The organism is Aquimarina sp. EL_43, from assembly GCF_943422735.1.
Lineage (GTDB): Bacteria > Bacteroidota > Bacteroidia > Flavobacteriales > Flavobacteriaceae > Aquimarina > Aquimarina megaterium.
The window spans coordinates 1,660,672-1,679,796 of record NZ_CALSBR010000001.1 but is presented as its reverse complement, the minus strand read 5'-3'; the positions used below and the strand labels follow the sequence as shown (position 1 = coordinate 1,679,796).

The following is a 19,125-nucleotide window of genomic DNA, read 5'->3' as shown; positions in this document are numbered from 1 at the left end:
AAAATTATAAATTAAATGTTTATATCAAACTAAAATTTAACTTTTTTTTGTAATAATTTTCTGACCTTTTGTTACTTGTTCAATTTTAACTAAAACAAATACGATCCTAAAAAACATTTCAATATACATAAAAATTTGTTAATCAATGTCTTGAGCTATTGTAAAAAATCATTTCAAACCAGTAAAAAAGGTTTAAATCTCCCCTATTTTTATAAAAAAATCAAAAGAATTTTGTATAAAAATCATATTATTTATGCGTTTTTGGGCGTATTTTCTATACATTAAATGTTCTAAAAAAGGTAATTTTTCTCGATTAAGTGTAAAAAACAGTATTGAGTTTTTGGTCATAGAAAAACGATTTTATATGAAAAATTAAAAGAAAATCTCCTCCTAAATACCCGTATTTCTTTGAGGTTCTTTTTTTATAAAAATTATCTCATTATTGTTATCGAACCTTTTCTGACTACGGAATTATTTTTGGTGATTATATAATAATAAAACGGGTCCTGACCCGATGATTTCGAATTCTCTCGGGGCCAGTTATTCTGATAACTCGATGATGTAAAATCAACCTGACCACGTGCATTATAAATCGTAACCTCTACAGATTGCTGATTAAACAAACTCGGTGGAAGCAACCAATTATCATTGATACCATCACTATTGGGCGTAACTACATTTGGAATAATCTCTGAAGAACCTGCAACATCTGAAATACTGAGTATCTCTGAATCTATAACACAATCCAATAATGTAATCCTTACAAAGTAATCTCCCGTGGTATCTATCTCTATAGAACTTGTGCCCTGACCACTTATAACACTAGAACCATCTACCAAAGATTGGTTCTCGCCGTCTACAACAATAAACCACTCATAAGCATAATTGCTACTCTCTGGAACACTTAATGTAGAGGTCTCTCCAAATGGAATAAATGTTGGTGAAGCTTCTATTACTACAACGTCTGATAGAAACTCAACCGTTAAATCATTTGACCGTGCAGTAGGAAATGTAGTGCCTCGTAAAGTGGCTTCTAAAGCATAAACCTCACCTATGTTAGACGAATTAACCGTAAATGTCGTTTCGGTAACTCCAGTAGATTGACTGCCTAAAAACCATTCAAAATCAAATAAAGAATATTGATCTGTCGTAATAGGAACTTCTAAACCCGTAGAAGTAATACCAAATAAATTCTCTAAACCCAAAGTACCAGTATCAGCATCACAATCTAACAACGTAGAAATCTGAGTCCTAAAACCTACAGGCTCAAAAACCTCTGTAGTAGCCTGAAGAGTATCCATACAAGTATCGTTTGCAAAGACATCTACTCGATACAATCCTGGGTTGGTTACATTAACTGACAAAGCTCCCGGTGTACTAACCGCGAGCGGACCTTGAATACTTATTCCGTTCCTAAACCATTCTACTGTACTGCCAGCAGAAGGTGCATTTGTCGTAATAGACAAAACCAACGTAGGCTGGGTAGGTAATAACATAATCTGGGGAGGAGGTTGGGTTAGAATATCCGAACCTAAATTAATAACCTCGACAGGAGCAGTAGTTATATTACATGTTGGTGTTCCCGTAACTTTAACAGTATAAATACCTGCAAAATTACTCTGTGGTAAAATCTCGGATGGACCATCAAATTCGGGAATCAGAACCCCATCCTTAAACCATTCATAAGTGAAATCAGGATCAGTAACACTAGTGGTTAATATTTTTACATCACTAGGACAAAAGGATTGTGGTGAAGGTTCATTAATACGTACTGTTGTATCATTAAAATCAATAACACCTATACTTGCACGATTAAAAGCGAAATTTCTCGTACAGTCACCAAAATCAATTTCAACAAAATATCTACCTGATCGATTTACATTTTCTAAGGTAGCTCCAGACTCTCCAACGATTACATCTGCATCTTCAATACTAGTATTATTAATATCTGTGTTAAAATACCAAATGTACCTGGAAAAATCTGCAGGCATAATAGTTAACGTTGCTGAATCACCATCGCACAAAGCTACAGAGTTTGCACCAACAACAGGGCCATTTAGAGTAAAGCTATTAGACGAAGAATCAAAATAATAAATAGGGATGTTTTCTTGTACTGCACTTAAAATAGAACTTGCAGGTACATTAACTCGTAAGCCATAATTTTCGCCTTGTAAATCTGTGGGAATAGCAAAAGAAGGAAATTCGATGTCTCCTCCAGGAGGAATACCTATTGGCGTAGTAAATCGTGTTAAAACTCTTGTAGCATCATTAGAAAAAACACCATTCTCATCGGATAATTCTAAAACAAATTCTGTACCTGTAGCAAATAAAATGTTTGCCTTAGCTATAGCTTCCCGATTAGGTTCTTTCTGATCCACACAAAGCTTTTGTATTAGAAGTGGTGTTCCTTCTAAAGTAAAAATTGGAGGATCAATTTGAGCTTCCGCTCTTAACGATAAGAGCAGGATAATAGTAGCAATTAATGATAATAAATTGTATTTTTTTATCATAATATCACATTTATGATTAATATGATTAAATAATATTAGAATAATTACAGGTTTGTGTACAGAAAATAATGAAGTGCATTTCCTGATTTTTAAAGCACTAGCAGATAGTATTGTAAAACATACAATAACAAAGACTATTCATGGTTTTAGATTTTAAGATTATTCCTACAAATTTATAAGGAAATTTTTCTTCCAAAAACTATGAAGTGTTAATTTTGTGTTATTTAACAATCTATAATTAACTGAATATCAATCAATTAGTTTAATATGTTGTTTTTTATAACAAACACATTATGAGTATCTTAGTCCTCAAATAGTAGGTTAAAAAAATATGTATTTGATCAATCAAAGTGATAATAATAAAAGCATTTTTGCAACTATGATATCATAAGAAATCTAACTATAAAAAATGATAGATTTACACTCACATATAATACTAAAATGAATATTTAGGCATTAAAAAACCCTCATTGACTACTCAATGAGGGTTTTTAATATTTTATAAAGAAAAACTATTCTTTTGTTTCAGTAGTGGTAGTATCTCCTCCATTTAATTCCGTAAGAATCTTATCTGTAAGGTTTAATTCTTCTTTACCATACAGGATATTACTGGTTTCTGTATCTCCGTAGATATAAGTATATCCATTTTTCTTACCATAATCCTCTATAAAACTCTTCACTTTGCCTATAATAGAGTCTATCTCTGCTTGACTTCCTTGCTGAATCTCTTGCATTTTAGCCTGCTGCTCTCTTTGTAAACCTTGTTGTTTAACCATTAGCTCTTGCTCTTTCTTTTCTCTATTGGCAGCAGACATAGATTTCATAATATTTTTATATCCTTCTACCTCAATCTGAAATTGTTTTGCCTTTTCTTCAAGCTCTGCACGCACTTCATTATTACGTTTAGTCCATTTTTCTTGCGCTGCTTTCATCTCTTTAAAATCAGAAACAACTTTGGTATTATTTACATAACCCGTTTTTTCTATTTGTTGATTACAAGAAGCTAAAATTAATAATGCACTTGCAACCCATACTATTTTTCTCATTTTTCAAAAATTTAATTCTGAGCAAAAATATCAAAGTTCATGCGATGTTATTCATTATATAGTCGTAAAAAATCATATATAAGAAAAAACAATTGTTTTAATATTTTTAATATAAAAAAACTATTAAAAACAAACAAAAATAAAGCGCTCTAAGCACTTTTTAAAAAAAAGAGGTATAAATAGATATGGTTTATCTTAAAAAGAGGAAAAAAGCGTCTAAAAATAAAAATTAGTCGTTTTTAAGAACATAAATATGTGAAGAATACTCACGAGATCGTTTTGCTTTAAGATTAGAACGTAATCCAATCCAGAAAGCATTTAAAAAGTTCATTTTACCTCTTTTATATTTTTCTGATAAAAGTGATACATAAAATGAATCAAATTTCATTGGGAATACTTTTTCTAGCTTTAAATTTTCTTCCTCAAAAAGTTTTTGGATAGAAGTTTTAGAAAAATGCCAAAGATGTCTGGGTACATCATATGCCGCCCAAAAAGAATTATACTGTTTTGCATCATAGGATTTAAAATTTGGAACAGCTATAATTACAAATCCATTTGGTTTTAAAAGGCGTTTTAATTCTCTAATTTGAAATTGTAAATCTGGTATATGTTCTAGAACATGCCACATTGTAATAACATCAAAACTTTTTGAATTCAAATTCACCGTTTCTGATTTTAAATCAACTCCTTTTTGTTTTGCTAATTCTTTTGCTTGATTATTTGGTTCTACTCCTTCGATTCTCCAACCTTTATTTTTTGCAGCACTCAAAAAATCACCTGTTCCTGCCCCAATATCTAAAAGTACACCTACTTGTTGATTTAATGTAGAAATAAGTTTAACCTTTTTGTTTAAAGAATATGTTTTGACCAAATGGTATAGTTTTTCAAAAAGAGATCGTTTTGAATCTGTATGAGAAATATAATCTTCGCTCTCATAATATTTACCCAATTGGTTTTCATCTGGTTTTGGAGAAGTAACCAACATATCATATTCTTTATCATAAAGCAACTGAAACTTTTCTCCAGAAACCGTATGATCTTTACATTCGATAAAAAAATCTAAGGTTTTTTGTTTATTCATTTATATAGATAGAAAAATTTAAAATAATGATTCTTTGTTTATATTGTTTTTAATATCAACCAAAAATGACCTGGTTTTATTATAAAACAATGATTTTGTAGAAAGGCAATTATCACCATTAGCATCTACAATAATAATTTTTACAAAAGTTTCAGCTTTTCCTATGTGGTCTTCTGGGTTATCTCTATTAATTAAAAGAGGTGTATAATCTGTATATTCTTCTCTGTCCACATCAAAACTTATTTTGACATTAAATCTCGTGTCAAAATCATCAAATAGTTTTGTGTCAAAATCTGATAAATTTTGATCCTTTGTTAAACCAAACTGTTTTCGCAATGAACGCTTCGCTTCTTCTGGATACATGTTGGGTTTAAAAAGAAATGATTCTTCATTGAACATGTTCTCGGTTTCAATTCTAAAATTATCAATCTGTCTTACTTTGTGTGTTGTGATACACGAATAAAACGAGAATAAAGTAAAAAATAATATAAAAGTATTTTTCATCAACAAATTTCTTGTGTTTTGAAATTAGAAAAACTCATAAACATCTTCTAACAAAAAATGTTCCACGTGGAACTATTCTTTAGATCTGTCATAAATTTCTACTCCCAAAAGCTCACTTAACTCATTAGCCTTTTCGGAAGCTTTATCATACTTTTCTGTTTTATAAAGTGTAAAATTCTTATTTCCGGTAAAAAAACGTACTACAATTTTAGGAGATCTTTCTTTTGTTCCAATTGCACTAACAGCACCCCACTCGTTATCTAAACTAAAAGAAGTTGAAAAAACCGAAATGTAATCTGGATATTCTAAATTGAGCTTTATTTTAAAAACAGGAAAACCGAAAACCGAAAAAAGTTTTTGATTATCAAAGTCTCCACTAATTTTATAAGAAACAGAATATCCAAATATAATTAAAGACGAAAGTAAAAAGAGCAATCTAGATAAAATTGACTCTTCTGTATAAAAAAGAAATGACACAGAAACCATCAAAAATACAACAGAAAGAATTCTTACTTTTAAAGGTTTTTCTTGTTTACAAAACACACTATCCATTACCTACCCATATAAACTAAAAGCACAGAAATATCACTTGGCGATACTCCACTAATTCGCGATGCTTGAGAAACGGTTGCCGGTTTAATTTTAGACATTTTCTCTCTTGCTTCAAAAGATAATGATTTCAATTTTGTGTAATCAAAATTCTTAGGAATTTTTACATCCTCAAGTCGGTTTAATTTATCTGCATTGTTTTTTTCTTTTTCGATATAGCCAGAATATTTAACCTGGATCTCTGTTTGCTCTAAAACTTCTTTATCCAAATTATTCTCCTCTATATAAGTAGAAACTTTTTTAAAGTGTCTTATATCATCCAAAGTAATCTGAGGTCGAGAAAATAATTTAAACATTTTTCCGCTCTGGTTAATCGGTGATGTTTTCTTTTCTTCTAAAACAGGATTTGCTTCTTCTGGAGAAACACTTGTGTCTTTAAAAAACTGAACAAAAGCACTTGCCTTTTTTTCCTTCTCTTCCATTCTTCTCATTCGATCATCTGAAGCTAACCCAATCTCATGAGATTTTGGTGTAAGTCTAAAATCTGCATTATCTTGCCTTAATAAGGTTCTATACTCTGCACGTGAAGTAAACATTCTGTAAGGCTCTTCTGTTCCTTTCGTTATAAGATCGTCTATTAAAACGCCTATATATGCTTCGTTTCTTTTAAGAATAAAAGATTCTTTTTCCTTTACTTTTAGAGCTGCATTTATTCCTGCCATTAATCCTTGAGATGCTGCTTCTTCATATCCTGTTGTTCCATTAATTTGTCCAGCAAAAAATAATCCTGAAATCAATTTTGTTTCTAAAGTATGCGTTAATTGAGTTGGAGGAAAGTAATCATATTCTATAGCATATCCTGGTCTAAAAAATTTCACATTTTCAAAACCTACCACAGACTTCAAGGCTTTAAATTGAACATCTTCTGGCAACGATGTAGAGAATCCATTTACATAAACCTCTACGGTATTCCATCCTTCAGGTTCAACAAACAATTGATGTCTTTCTTTATCAGCAAATCTATTAATCTTATCTTCTATAGACGGGCAATATCTAGGTCCAATACTTTTAATTCTACCATTAAACATTGGGGATCGATCAAAACCTTCTCGTAATAGATCATGTACCTCTAAAGAAGTATAAGTCATATGACATGATCTTTGTTTAGTAAGTGGTGTCGTTAAATTTGTATAGCTAAATTTTTCAGGATTATCATCTCCCGGTTGCTCAATCATTTTAGAATAATCCAAAGATCTTCCATCTACTCTTGGAGGAGTTCCTGTTTTCATTCTACCGGCATCAAAACCAAAATTAATCAACTGTTCTGTTATACCAGTTGCTGCTTTTTCACCAGCTCTACCACCACCAAATTGTTTTTCTCCAATATGAATTAATCCATTCAAAAATGTTCCATTTGTTAGCACAACAGTCTTCGCCTTTATTTCTAATCCTAAAGAAGTTTGAACTCCTTTTATTTTTCCATCCTCGACTAAAAGCCCGCTCACCATCTCCTGATAAAAATCCAAATTAGGGGTTTGTTCTAACAACAATCTCCACTCTTCTGCAAAACGCATTCTGTCACTTTGAACTCTTGGACTCCACATTGCAGGTCCTTTTGACTTGTTCAACATTTTAAACTGTATCGCAGTACGATCACTCACGATTCCACTGTATCCACCAAGTGCATCTATCTCTCTTACGATTTGCCCTTTTGCAATTCCTCCCATAGCAGGATTACAACTCATTTGCGCAATGTTTTGCAAATTCATTGTAATAAGCAAAGTGCTACATCCTAAATTGGCAGCTGACGCTGCCGCCTCACTTCCGGCATGACCTGCACCCACCACAATAACATCATACTCCTTATCAAACATAATTTCTATTCAATTGTTCCACGTGGAACACCATTTTATTATTCAAAAAAACAGTTGTTCCACGTGGAACAACTGTTGCTTTATTACCACTTATTCTACACTAATGTTCCACGTGGAACATTAGTAGTTTTTCGTTTTCCTTTTGTCTCATAAGCTTTTTCTCTTTTTCCAGCTTATCCTTATAACCGCAAAAATGCAATATACCATGTATCAAAACCCTTCTCATTTCTTCCTCAACAGAAACCATAAATTCCTTTGCATTCTCTACTACTCTTTCTTCAGAAATAAATATATCACCATTCAATTGATTACCCATTGTGTTATCAAAACTTATAATATCAGTGAATGTATCATGATTCAAAAAATCTTGATTAATTTTAAGTAGATACTCATCATCACATAAGATAAAATTTATCTCTCCTTCTATCTTGTTCTCTGACGAAATAACAGCACTAATCCAAGAAGATAATGCAGTCTCATTTGGTAGCTCTATATTTGTCTCGTAAAAAAAATTAATCATTATCTTTCTTGAAATACTCTTGTACCTTTTGTTTATAATTTTGTCGCAAAGGTAATACTTGTCTGTTTAATATTTCAGTAGTATTAAAATATTGTTTTGCCTTCTCTAATTGCTGTGAGTTTTGATTGCCAAACTGTACTTGATTTGTTTTGCTTTCTCTTTTTTCTTCTTCACCTTGTTCTAAAGTAGCATCTTCTAGTTTCAATAACTCATGTTTTAAATTAAGCATTTTTGACAATGTTCTTTCATTAAATCCTTTTTCCAACAGTTCCTGCTCAACCTCTTCCATTTTACGCAACAAACTACTTCCTATCTTATTGCCTTTTCCTTCTTTTCTTATCTTATCCTGTAAAGCATTTCTAAGCTGTTGCTGTTGTTTATATATTTCATATAATTCACCATTCATATCTTCTTTCTGCATCTGCGATTCTCCCTCTCCATTTTTATCATTACCATCCTTTTTATTGCCTTCTTTCCCTCCCTTTTCATTTCCTTGTTTACCACTACCTTTATTTTCTTTACCTTGTTTTTCTCCTTTTTTACCTCCTTTTTGTTCTCCTTCCTTATCGCCTTTCTTCTTTCCTTTTTCTGCCCCCTCTTCCATCTTCTTGTTTAATTCTTCTTGTTTTTTTATAATGTCTGGTAATTGAAATTCGTTAGAGCCACTTTTACCTTTGCTTCCTGATGCTGACATGCTGTTTTGCATCTGATCCAAAGTTCTGCTTAGTAAATATGCTAAATCATTCGAGCCAGTAACGGTATACTGTTGATTAGCCGAACCCTGAACAACCTGGTTTTCTGCCAACCTCTCTAATGATTTATCTATATTAAATTCTATATCAGTTAATTTTTGTGTTACCACTTCAGTTATCTGTGGAGTACGTAACGCTAAAGCATAAAGACTATCATCTATGTGTATAAAATTCTCTCTTAATATACTTTGTTTTCTTAGCTTGGAAGAATAGCTTGGGTTATTAATATCTATACCCCTAAACTTCTTCATTAAACCTTCTTGTCCAATAGAAAAATCAACCAGATTGTCTAAAATCTGTCTTAACATCTCCATATCTTCTTGCTGCTGTTCTCCTCCCGCCATTTGCATTTGCATCATCATACCATTGCTCATCTGTTTCATTTTCTGAGCAGCACTTTTCTGGTTCTTCTTAGCATCTGATTTATTTTCTTTTTCAAGATTTTCACTTGCCTTTTGTTGTTCTTTTTTTATTTCATTTTCATCATCCTTTTTCTGATCCAGGCTCATTGGCTTTTTTAAATCCTCATTTTCCTTCCTAAGTTTTCCCATTTCCTTTTGGAAATTTTCAAACTCTTTATTCAATTCATCCTGTTTTTCTTTTGTGTTTTCCTCTTCTTTTTTCTCAGACAATTCTTCTTGTCTTTTGGATAAATCTTCTAACTCTTTAACCAATTTTTCGTGTTTTTCTATTACATAATACCGTTTGGTTAATTCTAATAATTGTTCCAGGTTTTTCTTCAAGCTTTTATTTTCTTTACCTAGCTCTTCTAGTTTTTTTGTTAGTTCTTCCTTTTTAATTTTATCTGCTAAACGTTCAATTTCTTCCAGCAGTTTTTCGTTCTTTTTTAGTTTTTCCTCGTTTCTTTCTAGCCTTTCTTTTAATGCATCTTTAAAAGGTTCTTCTTTTTCTTTATTCTCTAACTGATCAAGATTATCTTTTAATTTTTTAGAAAAATCCTGCATCATTTTCTCCTGCTCTTTTTGTCTTTTCAAAAAATTCTCAAGTTTTTTCTTGTCATTAAAATCTAAATTCTTTTTCTCTTTTTGCGTTTTACTCAAACTTTTTAATTCCTGTTCCTGCTCCTTAAACTTGTCTAATGACTTATTCAATCCAGAAATTGTTTCATTCTGTTTTTTTAATAAATCATCTTCTCTCTCTTCTTTTGTCAGCTGTCTAAAATTGAACACCTGGCTTTTTGTACTCTTATAATTATGAATTACATCGTTATCAAAAACCTCAAAATAAAACTCATAATTATGCCCTTCTATTAAATCAATTCCAGCCGGAAAAGCATAAATAAATTCATCAAAAATAGCTTTATTAATTGCTATATTTTTAATCTTAATATCGGATGCATTATCCTGGTCGTAATATACCAATCGCAGTTTATTTAATCCATAGTCATCACTTATTCTACCGAAGAAATAAATGGTTTGATTATCTACAGAATCTTTTTCAGATTTTAAATTCAACTCTGGATATTGATCTTTAATCACATTAAGATTAAACGCCAAATTATCATAATCTTTTACATTCTGGTTAGACGTAGTGATTTGGTAATCCAAATTAGAATACACCTGTTTCTGATAAGAAAAATCTGTTCCATTTTTTGCCAAAGGAATAACAGAATCCTTAGTTTTTAATTCAACTTTATCTGTGTTTCTTGTGTAAACAACCCAATTAACTTTTGTTCCTTCTGGAATAGTTGCATTACCAGAACTTTTTAGAATTTCATCTACTTTCTTAGTATAACTCGGATAGTCCAATTTCATTTCAAAATTAAGTAAAGCTGGAATCGGAACCACTGATAAACGATATGGTATCGAATTTACTTCGTTCGCACTTATAACAAATTCTAAAGATTCTTTTGGTTGAATAAACCTATATTCAAACTCACCCAAGCCTACATTTTTTAAAAAATAAATTTCATCATTATATGTAATTGTAGCATTATCAGGAACTATATCACCAGCTGTTTTTACCTTAAGAACAAAATCCTTATTTTCAAAAGCGTTTAAATTTTTATTAACTATAAAAAATTGAAAAGGTGCAGGTGGCTCGTAAGCAACTTCATAATTTACTACTCTTTTATAACTATCAGAAATCCAACCTGTTTTATTAAAAAGAAATAATAGTAGGAATATAGCTACAGGAATCGCCGCATATTTAAGATATTTAGCATTCTTTTGTAAGTTAATAGCTAGCTTAAAAGGGATCGGCTTTAGTTCATTTGACTTCTGTTCTATACTTGCTAGCAACAAAGCAGATGAATTTTCGTTTTCACTTAATTGTAACAGATTTAAAAGTCTATCACTTACTTCGGGGAAATGATTTCCAATTATACCAGATGCTTTTTCATAATCAATTCCTCTTGTAAGCTTAAATAGTTTAGCAATTGGTACTAGTATAAACTTAACAAACAGACCAAACTCTACTGCAATAAATAACCAAAACAATATAGTTCTTCCTAGTGTACTAAGCCACAAAAAATTCTCAACAAGCAGTGTTATTAAAAAATATAGAACACCAATAGCGAAAAAAAGAATAATACCTTTTATAAGTTCATTGACATAATATTTTCTTGTAAACTGCTCTAACTTGCTTTTTATGAACTGAAAATTATCCATATTTTATACCTTCCTTTTTCATTAACCACTAAATCTACAATTTTATTTTTAATAGAATTGTTATATTTATGATAATTCAATCGTCTAGAATATAAGTTGTTATGAAAGATCTTAAATATATTTGTGCATACACAATACCTTTTATGGCAATTATTGGTATTTGGTTACAAGGAATTTATACCTATCTAACACCTATATACGCCTTTGGATTGATTCCTATACTAGAATTATTTACAAATTCATCAACTAAAAACTTAGACGATAAACACAAAATATTACAATCCAAAAAAAAGATATTCGACTGGATGCTTTATATCAACTTGCCTATCGTTTATGGTATTTTACTCCTTGGAGTTTTTACCAGTACTACATCTAATCTAGATACTTATGAAATTATAGGTATCATTATTTCATTAGGTATTGTTTTGGGATCAAATGGAATAAATGTCGGACACGAATTAGGTCATCGGTATACAAAAGAAAGATATATTGGCAAAGCTCTTCTTCTCCCATCCCTGTATATGCATTTTTATATAGAGCATAATTTTGGTCATCACTTAAACGTGGCTACTAAAGAAGATCCCGCCACAGCTAGATATAATCAACCCGTCTACTTTTTCTGGATAACTTCTACTATACGGCAATACATAAATGCCTGGAAAATACAATTCAAATTGCTAAAACAAAATAATCAAGCTTTCCTCTCTGTAAAAAATGATATGCTTTGCTATTTTGTTATTACTCTTTTATATCTAACAATACTTACATATTTCTTTGGTTTTTTAGGATTGCTAGTTGCATTTTTAAGTGGAGTTACAGGCTTCTTATTACCTGAAACTATTAACTATATCGAGCATTATGGTTTAGTAAGAAGAAAAACTAGCTCTGGTCGCTATGAACGTGTAAGAGAAATTCATTCATGGAATTCGAATCATACTTTGGGAAGAATTATGTTGTATGAACTAACACGACATAGTGATCATCATCACAGAGCATCAAAAAAATATCAAATTTTAGACCATCATGATAAAAGCCCTCAATTACCTTTTGGTTATCCTACATCTATGGTATTATCATTACTCCCTCCCCTATGGTTTTTGATTATGAATAAACGCGTTCCACGTGAAATGAAAAGTATTTAAAAAGGTAATAAGAATTTCATCGCTTATCCCGAAAAATCATTTCCATAGCATATTTAAGATTGTATCTTTGCTATTTATTTGTAAGACTTTTTAAAGTTTAAAAAACACAATCATGACAAAAGACATTAGGGTACGATTTGCACCAAGTCCTACCGGACCCTTACATATAGGGGGTGTGAGAACTGCATTATTTAATTATCTCTTCGCCAAGCAACATAATGGAACCTTTGTTCTTAGAATAGAAGACACCGATCAAAACAGATACGTTCCTGGAGCTGAAGATTATATTAAAGAAGCGCTCGATTGGTGTAGTATTCCATTCGATGAAGGACCGGGAAAAGATGGAGGATTTGGTCCATATAGACAAAGTGAACGTAAACATTTATACAAGCAATATGCAGATCAATTAATAAAAGATGGCCACGCATATTTTGCTTTTGATACTACAGAAGCTCTTGATAGTCATAGAAAAGATCACGAAGCTAATGGTAAGACATTTATTTATAATTGGCATAATAGAGAAAAACTTACTAATTCTTTATCCTTATCTGAAGATGAAGTATCTGCAAAAATTAACTCTGGAGAACCTTACGTTATTAGGTTTAAATCTCCTAAAGATGAGATTTTAAAATTTACAGATGAAATTCGTGGAGACATAAGTATAGACACTAATATTCTAGATGATAAAATCTTATTTAAAAGTGATGGGATGCCTACATATCATCTTGCCAATATTGTAGATGATCACTTAATGAAAATTACACATGTGATTCGAGGAGAAGAATGGTTACCATCCCTAGCTCTTCATGTTCTTTTGTATCGTTCATTTAATTGGGAAGCTCCAAGTTTTGCACATTTACCTCTCATTCTTAAACCTGTAGGTAAAGGGAAACTAAGCAAAAGAGATGGTGATAAAATGGGATTTCCGGTATTCCCGTTGCAATGGGTAGATCCAAAAAGTCAAAGTATCTCTTCTGGATATCGTGAAGATGGTTACTTACCCGAAGCTGTTGTTAATATGCTTGCCTTTTTAGGGTGGAATCCAGGTACAGAACAAGAATTATTTTCTTTACAGGAGTTAATTAAAGAATTTGACTTAAAACGCGTTAATAAAGCAGGTGCCAAATTCGATCCAGAAAAAACCAAATGGTTTCAACAACAACAGTTACAAAAAATCGATAGTACTATATTGTCTCAACAATTTGAAGGCATTTTATCTAAAAAAAACATTTCTACAACCTTAGATCTTAATGTTATTATAGATACAATAAAAGAACGGGCTACATTCACCAAAGATTTTTGGGACCTTAGTCATTTTTATTTTTTATCACCCAGTGAATATGACGAAAAAGCCATTAAAAAAGCCTGGAAACAAGATACGCCAGGTTTAATGCACGAGTTAACAAGAATATTAAATGACATTTCGGATTTCTCGGAAGATAATGTTTCAACCATTGTAAAAGGGTGGATTACAGGAAAAGAAATTGGTTTTGGTAAAATCATGATGCCACTTCGTATAGCTTTAGTAGGCTCACTTCAAGGGCCCGATTTATTTCAAATTGCATCTATGATTGGTAAAAAAGAAACCATAAAAAGAATAGAAAACGCCATTGAGAAAAACTAGAAAAAATACAGGTCACTATTGATATGAAGTAGTGACCTGTATATATTACCAGTTACTTTTAATAATCGAACTTTTCTAATGTTCCATCCAAATTATAAACGAAAGTAAAATCAGTTCCTCCATTTTCTGGTTTTAATTGAATAAAATAATTCATCTTTGAGTTGTCTCCATCATCAGGTGCCATGATAGAAGCAATACTTAAAACAGCTGCACTAATATCTTTCTCTTCTTTAAGTTTTTTTATAGAACTTTCTATAAGTTCTCCCAGTTTACTTAAGTCTACTTCTTCATTTAAATTAAACATAAAATCTTGAGCCTTACCGCCAGATAATTCGAGAGTAACATCTGCTGTTTGCGACCATGAGCTGTTACTAAAATTCCAACTCCCCATTTTTAATGATGACGGATCTTTAGTTACTGTTGTAGTAATTATTGTTCCTACTTGCTTAACATATGTAATTGATAATTCGGTATAAAAAGCATCATCTCCAAATTTATTTTTTAAGTTCTCCTCTACTCCTTTAAATCCTTTTGCATCGAACGAAAGCTTACTGTTACAAGAAGAAATAAGAGTTGTTATTAATACTACAAGTAATAATTTTTTTATTTTTTTCATTATTTTACCTTTTTAAATTAAAGGGTGCTAACATACCAGAATCATAAAACAAATTAGTATTCTAAAAAAAGATTGTGATGATTATGCCCAAAAAAGTGACGGTTTACTTATCTATAATTCTTTTCTCCGAAAATGTAACATATATCAAAATTACTATACTGATATAGTAACTACACTAAAACTATTCAACTATGGGGAAACAATATAAAGTTATACGTATATCAGAAAATTGGTCTTCAGAAAAACTTAGAGAAAAGGTAGAAAACGCTATGAATAAGTTCTCTAAAGAAGGCTGGGAAGTTGTAGATATTTCTTTTTTAGCAAATACATATATCGCTATGATAACAATTTCAAAATAACAATCAATCATTTACAATTTATTAGTACATTGATTTTCAGAAAAACTTTTAACTCTTAATATATAAAACAATGGGGCTATATTTAATTCCAATAGTAATTCTCGGATTTATCATTCTGTTTTCAGGGATATTTACTGTAAAACAACAAACCTCTGCAGTGGTTGAGCGATTTGGTAAGTTTTTAAGTATAAGAAACTCAGGATTACATTTTAAAATTCCGATTTTTGATAGAATCGCTGGGCGAATCAATCTAAAAATCCAACAGCTTGATGTTCTTGTTGAAACCAAAACAAAAGATGATGTATTTGTACGTCTTAAAATCTCTGTTCAATTTCAGGTAATTAAAGAAAAAGTATATGATGCTTTTTATAAATTAGAAAATCCACATGATCAAATTACATCTTATGTTTTTGATGTGGTTCGTGCCGAAGTACCAAAAATGAAACTAGACGATGTTTTTGAACGTAAAGATGATATTGCTATAGCAGTAAAACAAGAACTTAATGAGGCAATGGTAAATTATGGATACGATATCATTAAAACGCTGGTAACCGATATTGATCCGGATATGCAAGTTAAAGAAGCGATGAACAGGATTAATGCTGCCGAACGTGAAAAAGTTGCCGCAGAATATGAAGCTGAAGCTGAAAGAATTAAAATTGTTGCAAAAGCGCGTGCCGAAGCTGAAAGTAAAAGATTACAGGGGCAAGGTATTGCAGATCAACGTAGAGAAATTGCCAGAGGTCTAGAAGAGAGTGTTGATGTTTTAAATAATGTAGGTATTAATTCTCAGGAAGCTTCTGCATTAATTGTAGTAACACAACATTATGATACTTTACAATCTATTGGAGAGGAAACCAATAGTAATTTAATTTTACTACCTAATTCTCCACAAGCGGGAAGTGATATGTTAAATAATATGATTGCATCATTTACAGCTTCAAATCAAATAGGAGAAGAAATGAAAAAACAAAATGCTAAAAAAGGCCTTGGCAAAAAACCAGACAACAAGTAATAAGAATATAATTTTAATTCCCAAACCCGATCAAATTTTATGATCGGGTTTGTTTTTTTCTACAATGATTTAAAATTATTGCTATTTTTCTAAAAAACTTAAAATAACGCGTTTTTATACAACCAACACATAAAAGTGATAATATTATATTACCTTTTTTTTTTCTCCTCTTATATCATTTTATATTAAGCTATTTTTGATAAGAAAAATTAATGATTTCTTAAAAACTATAAAAATTACTTATACCACAAAAAATTATTATCTTTATAAAAAATTTTCCCCCATGAAAAATTACTTATTTATTTTCCTTCTTATTTCCGGAAGTGTTTTTTGTCAAAACATGACTACACTAAAAGAATTTGCATTACGAGATGCAAAAGCAACTTCTAAAGCATCAATGGATAGAAATTTAAGTACCATACTCAAATATACTCATCCAGAAGTTTACAAAGCGTATGGGGAAAAACAACTAATGGATACTATGGATGAAATTTACAGAACCATGGATGCTCAAAAAATAAAAATCCTTAGTTCTGAAGTAGATGAAGTAACAGAGATAAAAAAAGAAAACAGAGAATATCATTGTTTAGTTAAAAACACAGTGAAAATGGACTTTAATGGTAGATTAATTACCTTAAAAAGTTCATTATTTGGTTTTTATAACAAGAAAAAATCTCAATGGTATTTTGTAGAATCTAATAAGCTTCTTGATGATCCGCAAACCAAAAAGCTCTTCCCAAATTTTAAAACAGATATCGAAATTCCTTTAGATGAGCACATTGCAGATAATTAAAAATTAAAAAACTTATAGACACAAAACATTTTCTGTATCTACAAGTTTTTCCTTTATATATCATAGTCAGAAGCCACTTTTTGGGCTTCTAATTGCAATAACTCATTCTTATCCTCAAGAGCTTTGGTAATAAAATCTTTTGCTAACTGATCAGGTTGAATTCCTTTATTTTTAAGGATTTCGCTCAAGGCAATCATAGTAGCAATACGAGTTCCTGCTTTTTTTACAGCTGTTTCATAAAGAGGTACAAGCTCTTCTATTTCTACAGTTTTGGCAGCTTCTATAATTTTGATTTTAAGCCCTTCTCTTTTAATATCTGGTACATTTGTATACTTCTTCCCTGCTCTTTTTATTTCTTCGATTGGAAGTATCGCTTTTTGCTGATTCTGAGGTTGTTTTTTAATATCTTGATTTGTAGGAACTGGTTTTACCTTTGCCCACGTATCTCGTAAACCAACTGTTTTGTTAAATACCAAAGCACCAGGGGCACTATCAATATCCACATTAAAATACCCCAATCTTTGAAACTGAAACTGGTCTAATAGTTTAACATCCTTTAGACTAGGTTCTACATAACCTGTTATTATTTTTAAAGAATCTGGGTTTAAAAACTCAACAAAATCTTTGTCTTTATGACTATCTGGAGCTTCATCATTAAATAATCGATCATAAATCCTAACTTCTGAAGGAATAGCATGACTTATTGATACCCAATGTAACGTACCTTTTACATTACGTTTTGATTCTTCGGTACCACTTCCCGACTTGCTCTTTGGATCATATGCACATTGGATTTCTGTAATATTTCCTTCGGCATCTTTTATCACCCGTTCTCCTTTGATGATATATGCATTTTTAAGGCGTACCTCTTTTCCTAAAGTCAACCTGAAAAACTTTCTACCTGCCTCTTCTTTAAAATCTTCTCTTTCAATATATAATTCGCCAGAAAATGGTATTTTTCTAGAACCCGCAGCTTCATCTTCTGGATTGTTTTCTGCTTCTAACCACTCTTCTTCTCCTTTTGGGTAATTGGTAATAACAAGCTTAACAGGGTCCAAAACTGCCATTACTCTTGGTGCTGTTTTATTAAGATCTTCTCGTACACAGAACTCTAATAATGATACATCAATTACATTTTCACGTTTTGCAACACCAACAGTTTCGACAAACTTTCGTATTGATGCCGGAGTATATCCACGTCTTCTTAATGCCGAGATTGTAGGCATCCTGGGGTCATCCCATCCAGATACTACTCCTTCTTCCACTAGCTTGAGTAATTTACGCTTACTCATGATCGTATAACTTAAATTAAGTCTTGCAAACTCTCTTTGTTTTGGACGTATATTGGTACTATATACTTGATCAAGGAACCAGTCATACAATTTTCTATGTGGTTTAAATTCTAAGGAACATAAAGAATGTGAGATGTTTTCTATATAATCACTTTCGCCATGTGTCCAGTCATACATTGGATAAATACACCAATCATCACCGGTTCTATGATGTGATTTTTTTAATATTCTATACATCAAAGGATCTCGCATTAGCATATTTGGGTCTGCCATATCGATCTTTGCTCTCACTACATGATCGCCTTCATCAAACTTACCTTCTTTCATTTTCTGAAAAAGCTCTAAATTTTCTTCAACAGAACGATCTCTGTATGGACTATTGGTTCCAGGTTCTGTGGTAGTTCCTTTTTGAGAAGCAATAGTTTCTGCAGATTGAGAATCTACATAGGCTTTACCATCTTTAATAAGTTCAACAGTCCAATCGTATAACTGCTGAAAATAGTCAGACGAATAACATTCTTTATCCCATTGATATCCTAACCATGTTATATCTTCTTTAATTGCATCTACATATTCCTGTTCTTCTTTGGCAGGATTAGTATCATCAAAACGTAGGTTTACCGGTGCATTATACTTAAGACCAAGACCAAAACTAATACCTATTGCTTTGGTATGTCCTATATGCAAATACCCATTGGGTTCTGGAGGGAAACGAAAACGTAAATTTTCTTTACTCATTCCGGTTGTAAGGTCCTCCTCTACAATATGCTCTATAAAATTAAGCGGTTTTTTTTCTTCTGACATCTGTAATCTAATAA

15 protein-coding genes are annotated in these 19,125 nt (G+C 31.4%); 5 read left to right on the top strand and 10 right to left on the bottom strand.

The window, feature by feature from the left end:
• Positions 1-431: 431 nt before the first annotated feature.
• The 8 genes from NNL09_RS07665 to NNL09_RS07630 all read right to left on the bottom strand — a co-directional run bounded on the left by NNL09_RS07665 (position 432) and on the right by NNL09_RS07630 (position 11,466).
• A complete protein-coding gene (locus tag NNL09_RS07665) occupies positions 432-2,510 on the bottom strand; it encodes a gliding motility-associated C-terminal domain-containing protein (protein WP_254514219.1) in 2,079 nt (692 codons plus the stop codon).
• 512 nt (positions 2,511-3,022) lie between these two features.
• Positions 3,023-3,556, bottom strand: coding sequence for an OmpH family outer membrane protein (locus NNL09_RS07660; protein ID WP_025666118.1), 534 nt, complete (start codon positions 3,554-3,556; stop codon positions 3,023-3,025).
• Between the two features lie 229 nt (positions 3,557-3,785).
• A complete protein-coding gene (locus NNL09_RS07655) occupies positions 3,786-4,637 on the bottom strand; it encodes a bifunctional 2-polyprenyl-6-hydroxyphenol methylase/3-demethylubiquinol 3-O-methyltransferase UbiG (RefSeq protein ID WP_196911612.1) in 852 nt (283 codons plus the stop codon).
• Positions 4,638-4,655: 18 nt separating this feature from the next.
• Positions 4,656-5,141, bottom strand: coding sequence for a hypothetical protein (locus NNL09_RS07650; RefSeq protein WP_196911613.1), 486 nt, complete (start codon positions 5,139-5,141; stop codon positions 4,656-4,658).
• 72 nt (positions 5,142-5,213) lie between these two features.
• Positions 5,214-5,693: a hypothetical protein gene (locus tag NNL09_RS07645; protein ID WP_025666121.1), complete on the bottom strand. Its 480-nt coding sequence runs from the start codon at positions 5,691-5,693 to the stop codon at positions 5,214-5,216.
• Entirely contained in the window at positions 5,693-7,564 is a 1,872-nt protein-coding gene (gene mnmG / locus NNL09_RS07640; protein ID WP_196911614.1) for a tRNA uridine-5-carboxymethylaminomethyl(34) synthesis enzyme MnmG, read from the bottom strand. The genes NNL09_RS07645 and mnmG overlap by 1 nt, the downstream gene beginning before the upstream one ends.
• Positions 7,565-7,664: 100 nt before the next feature.
• The gene (ybeY, locus tag NNL09_RS07635; protein ID WP_196911615.1) at positions 7,665-8,084 is read right to left on the bottom strand and encodes an rRNA maturation RNase YbeY; all 420 of its coding nucleotides are present in this window, start codon (positions 8,082-8,084) and stop codon (positions 7,665-7,667) included.
• Entirely contained in the window at positions 8,077-11,466 is a 3,390-nt protein-coding gene (locus NNL09_RS07630; protein ID WP_196911616.1) for a DUF4175 family protein, read from the bottom strand. Before NNL09_RS07630 ends, ybeY begins: the two co-directional genes overlap by 8 nt.
• 101 nt (positions 11,467-11,567) lie before the next feature.
• Here NNL09_RS07630 and NNL09_RS07625 point away from each other — a divergent pair, with 101 nt between their 5' ends.
• The gene (locus tag NNL09_RS07625) at positions 11,568-12,608 is read left to right on the top strand and encodes an alkane 1-monooxygenase (RefSeq protein WP_196911617.1); all 1,041 of its coding nucleotides are present in this window, start codon (positions 11,568-11,570) and stop codon (positions 12,606-12,608) included.
• 112 nt (positions 12,609-12,720) lie between these two features.
• The gene (gene gltX, locus NNL09_RS07620; protein WP_196911618.1) at positions 12,721-14,232 is read left to right on the top strand and encodes a glutamate--tRNA ligase; all 1,512 of its coding nucleotides are present in this window, start codon (positions 12,721-12,723) and stop codon (positions 14,230-14,232) included.
• Positions 14,233-14,290: 58 nt separating this feature from the next.
• Here the strand turns inward: gltX and NNL09_RS07615 are convergent, their stop codons facing one another.
• Entirely contained in the window at positions 14,291-14,848 is a 558-nt protein-coding gene (locus NNL09_RS07615) for a hypothetical protein (protein ID WP_196911619.1), read from the bottom strand.
• 191 nt (positions 14,849-15,039) lie between these two features.
• Here NNL09_RS07615 and NNL09_RS07610 point away from each other — a divergent pair, with 191 nt between their 5' ends.
• The 3 genes from NNL09_RS07610 to NNL09_RS07600 all read left to right on the top strand — a co-directional run bounded on the left by NNL09_RS07610 (position 15,040) and on the right by NNL09_RS07600 (position 17,015).
• Positions 15,040-15,207 (top strand): DUF4177 domain-containing protein, encoded by a 168-nt coding sequence (locus tag NNL09_RS07610; protein WP_081748282.1) that lies wholly within the window; start codon positions 15,040-15,042, stop codon positions 15,205-15,207.
• Positions 15,208-15,277: 70 nt separating this feature from the next.
• Entirely contained in the window at positions 15,278-16,222 is a 945-nt protein-coding gene (locus tag NNL09_RS07605) for an SPFH domain-containing protein (protein WP_025666128.1), read from the top strand.
• Positions 16,223-16,505: 283 nt separating this feature from the next.
• A complete protein-coding gene (locus NNL09_RS07600) occupies positions 16,506-17,015 on the top strand; it encodes a hypothetical protein (RefSeq protein ID WP_206539218.1) in 510 nt (169 codons plus the stop codon).
• Between the two features lie 53 nt (positions 17,016-17,068).
• Here the strand turns inward: NNL09_RS07600 and NNL09_RS07595 are convergent, their stop codons facing one another.
• Positions 17,069-19,111 (bottom strand): glutamine--tRNA ligase/YqeY domain fusion protein, encoded by a 2,043-nt coding sequence (locus tag NNL09_RS07595; RefSeq protein WP_196911620.1) that lies wholly within the window; start codon positions 19,109-19,111, stop codon positions 17,069-17,071.
• Positions 19,112-19,125: the final 14 nt, after the last annotated feature.

Bases quoted from the DNA above. Each gene is read 5' to 3' on its own strand.
- NNL09_RS07625 (WP_196911617.1), top strand. From the start codon at position 11,568: ATGAAAGATCTTAAATATATTTGTGCATACACAATACCTTTTATGGCA.
- NNL09_RS07650 (WP_196911613.1), bottom strand. From the start codon at position 5,141: ATGAAAAATACTTTTATATTATTTTTTACTTTATTCTCGTTTTATTCG.
- NNL09_RS07595 (WP_196911620.1), bottom strand. From the start codon at position 19,111: ATGTCAGAAGAAAAAAAACCGCTTAATTTTATAGAGCATATTGTAGAG.
- mnmG (WP_196911614.1), bottom strand. From the start codon at position 7,564: ATGTTTGATAAGGAGTATGATGTTATTGTGGTGGGTGCAGGTCATGCC.
- gltX (WP_196911618.1), top strand. From the start codon at position 12,721: ATGACAAAAGACATTAGGGTACGATTTGCACCAAGTCCTACCGGACCC.
- NNL09_RS07605 (WP_025666128.1), top strand. From the start codon at position 15,278: ATGGGGCTATATTTAATTCCAATAGTAATTCTCGGATTTATCATTCTG.
- NNL09_RS07600 (WP_206539218.1), top strand. From the start codon at position 16,506: ATGAAAAATTACTTATTTATTTTCCTTCTTATTTCCGGAAGTGTTTTT.
- NNL09_RS07665 (WP_254514219.1), bottom strand. From the start codon at position 2,510: ATGATAAAAAAATACAATTTATTATCATTAATTGCTACTATTATCCTG.
- NNL09_RS07645 (WP_025666121.1), bottom strand. From the start codon at position 5,693: ATGGATAGTGTGTTTTGTAAACAAGAAAAACCTTTAAAAGTAAGAATT.
- NNL09_RS07615 (WP_196911619.1), bottom strand. From the start codon at position 14,848: ATGAAAAAAATAAAAAAATTATTACTTGTAGTATTAATAACAACTCTT.
- NNL09_RS07660 (WP_025666118.1), bottom strand. From the start codon at position 3,556: ATGAGAAAAATAGTATGGGTTGCAAGTGCATTATTAATTTTAGCTTCT.
- NNL09_RS07655 (WP_196911612.1), bottom strand. From the start codon at position 4,637: ATGAATAAACAAAAAACCTTAGATTTTTTTATCGAATGTAAAGATCAT.
- NNL09_RS07630 (WP_196911616.1), bottom strand. From the start codon at position 11,466: ATGGATAATTTTCAGTTCATAAAAAGCAAGTTAGAGCAGTTTACAAGA.
- NNL09_RS07610 (WP_081748282.1), top strand. From the start codon at position 15,040: ATGGGGAAACAATATAAAGTTATACGTATATCAGAAAATTGGTCTTCA.
- ybeY (WP_196911615.1), bottom strand. From the start codon at position 8,084: ATGATTAATTTTTTTTACGAGACAAATATAGAGCTACCAAATGAGACT.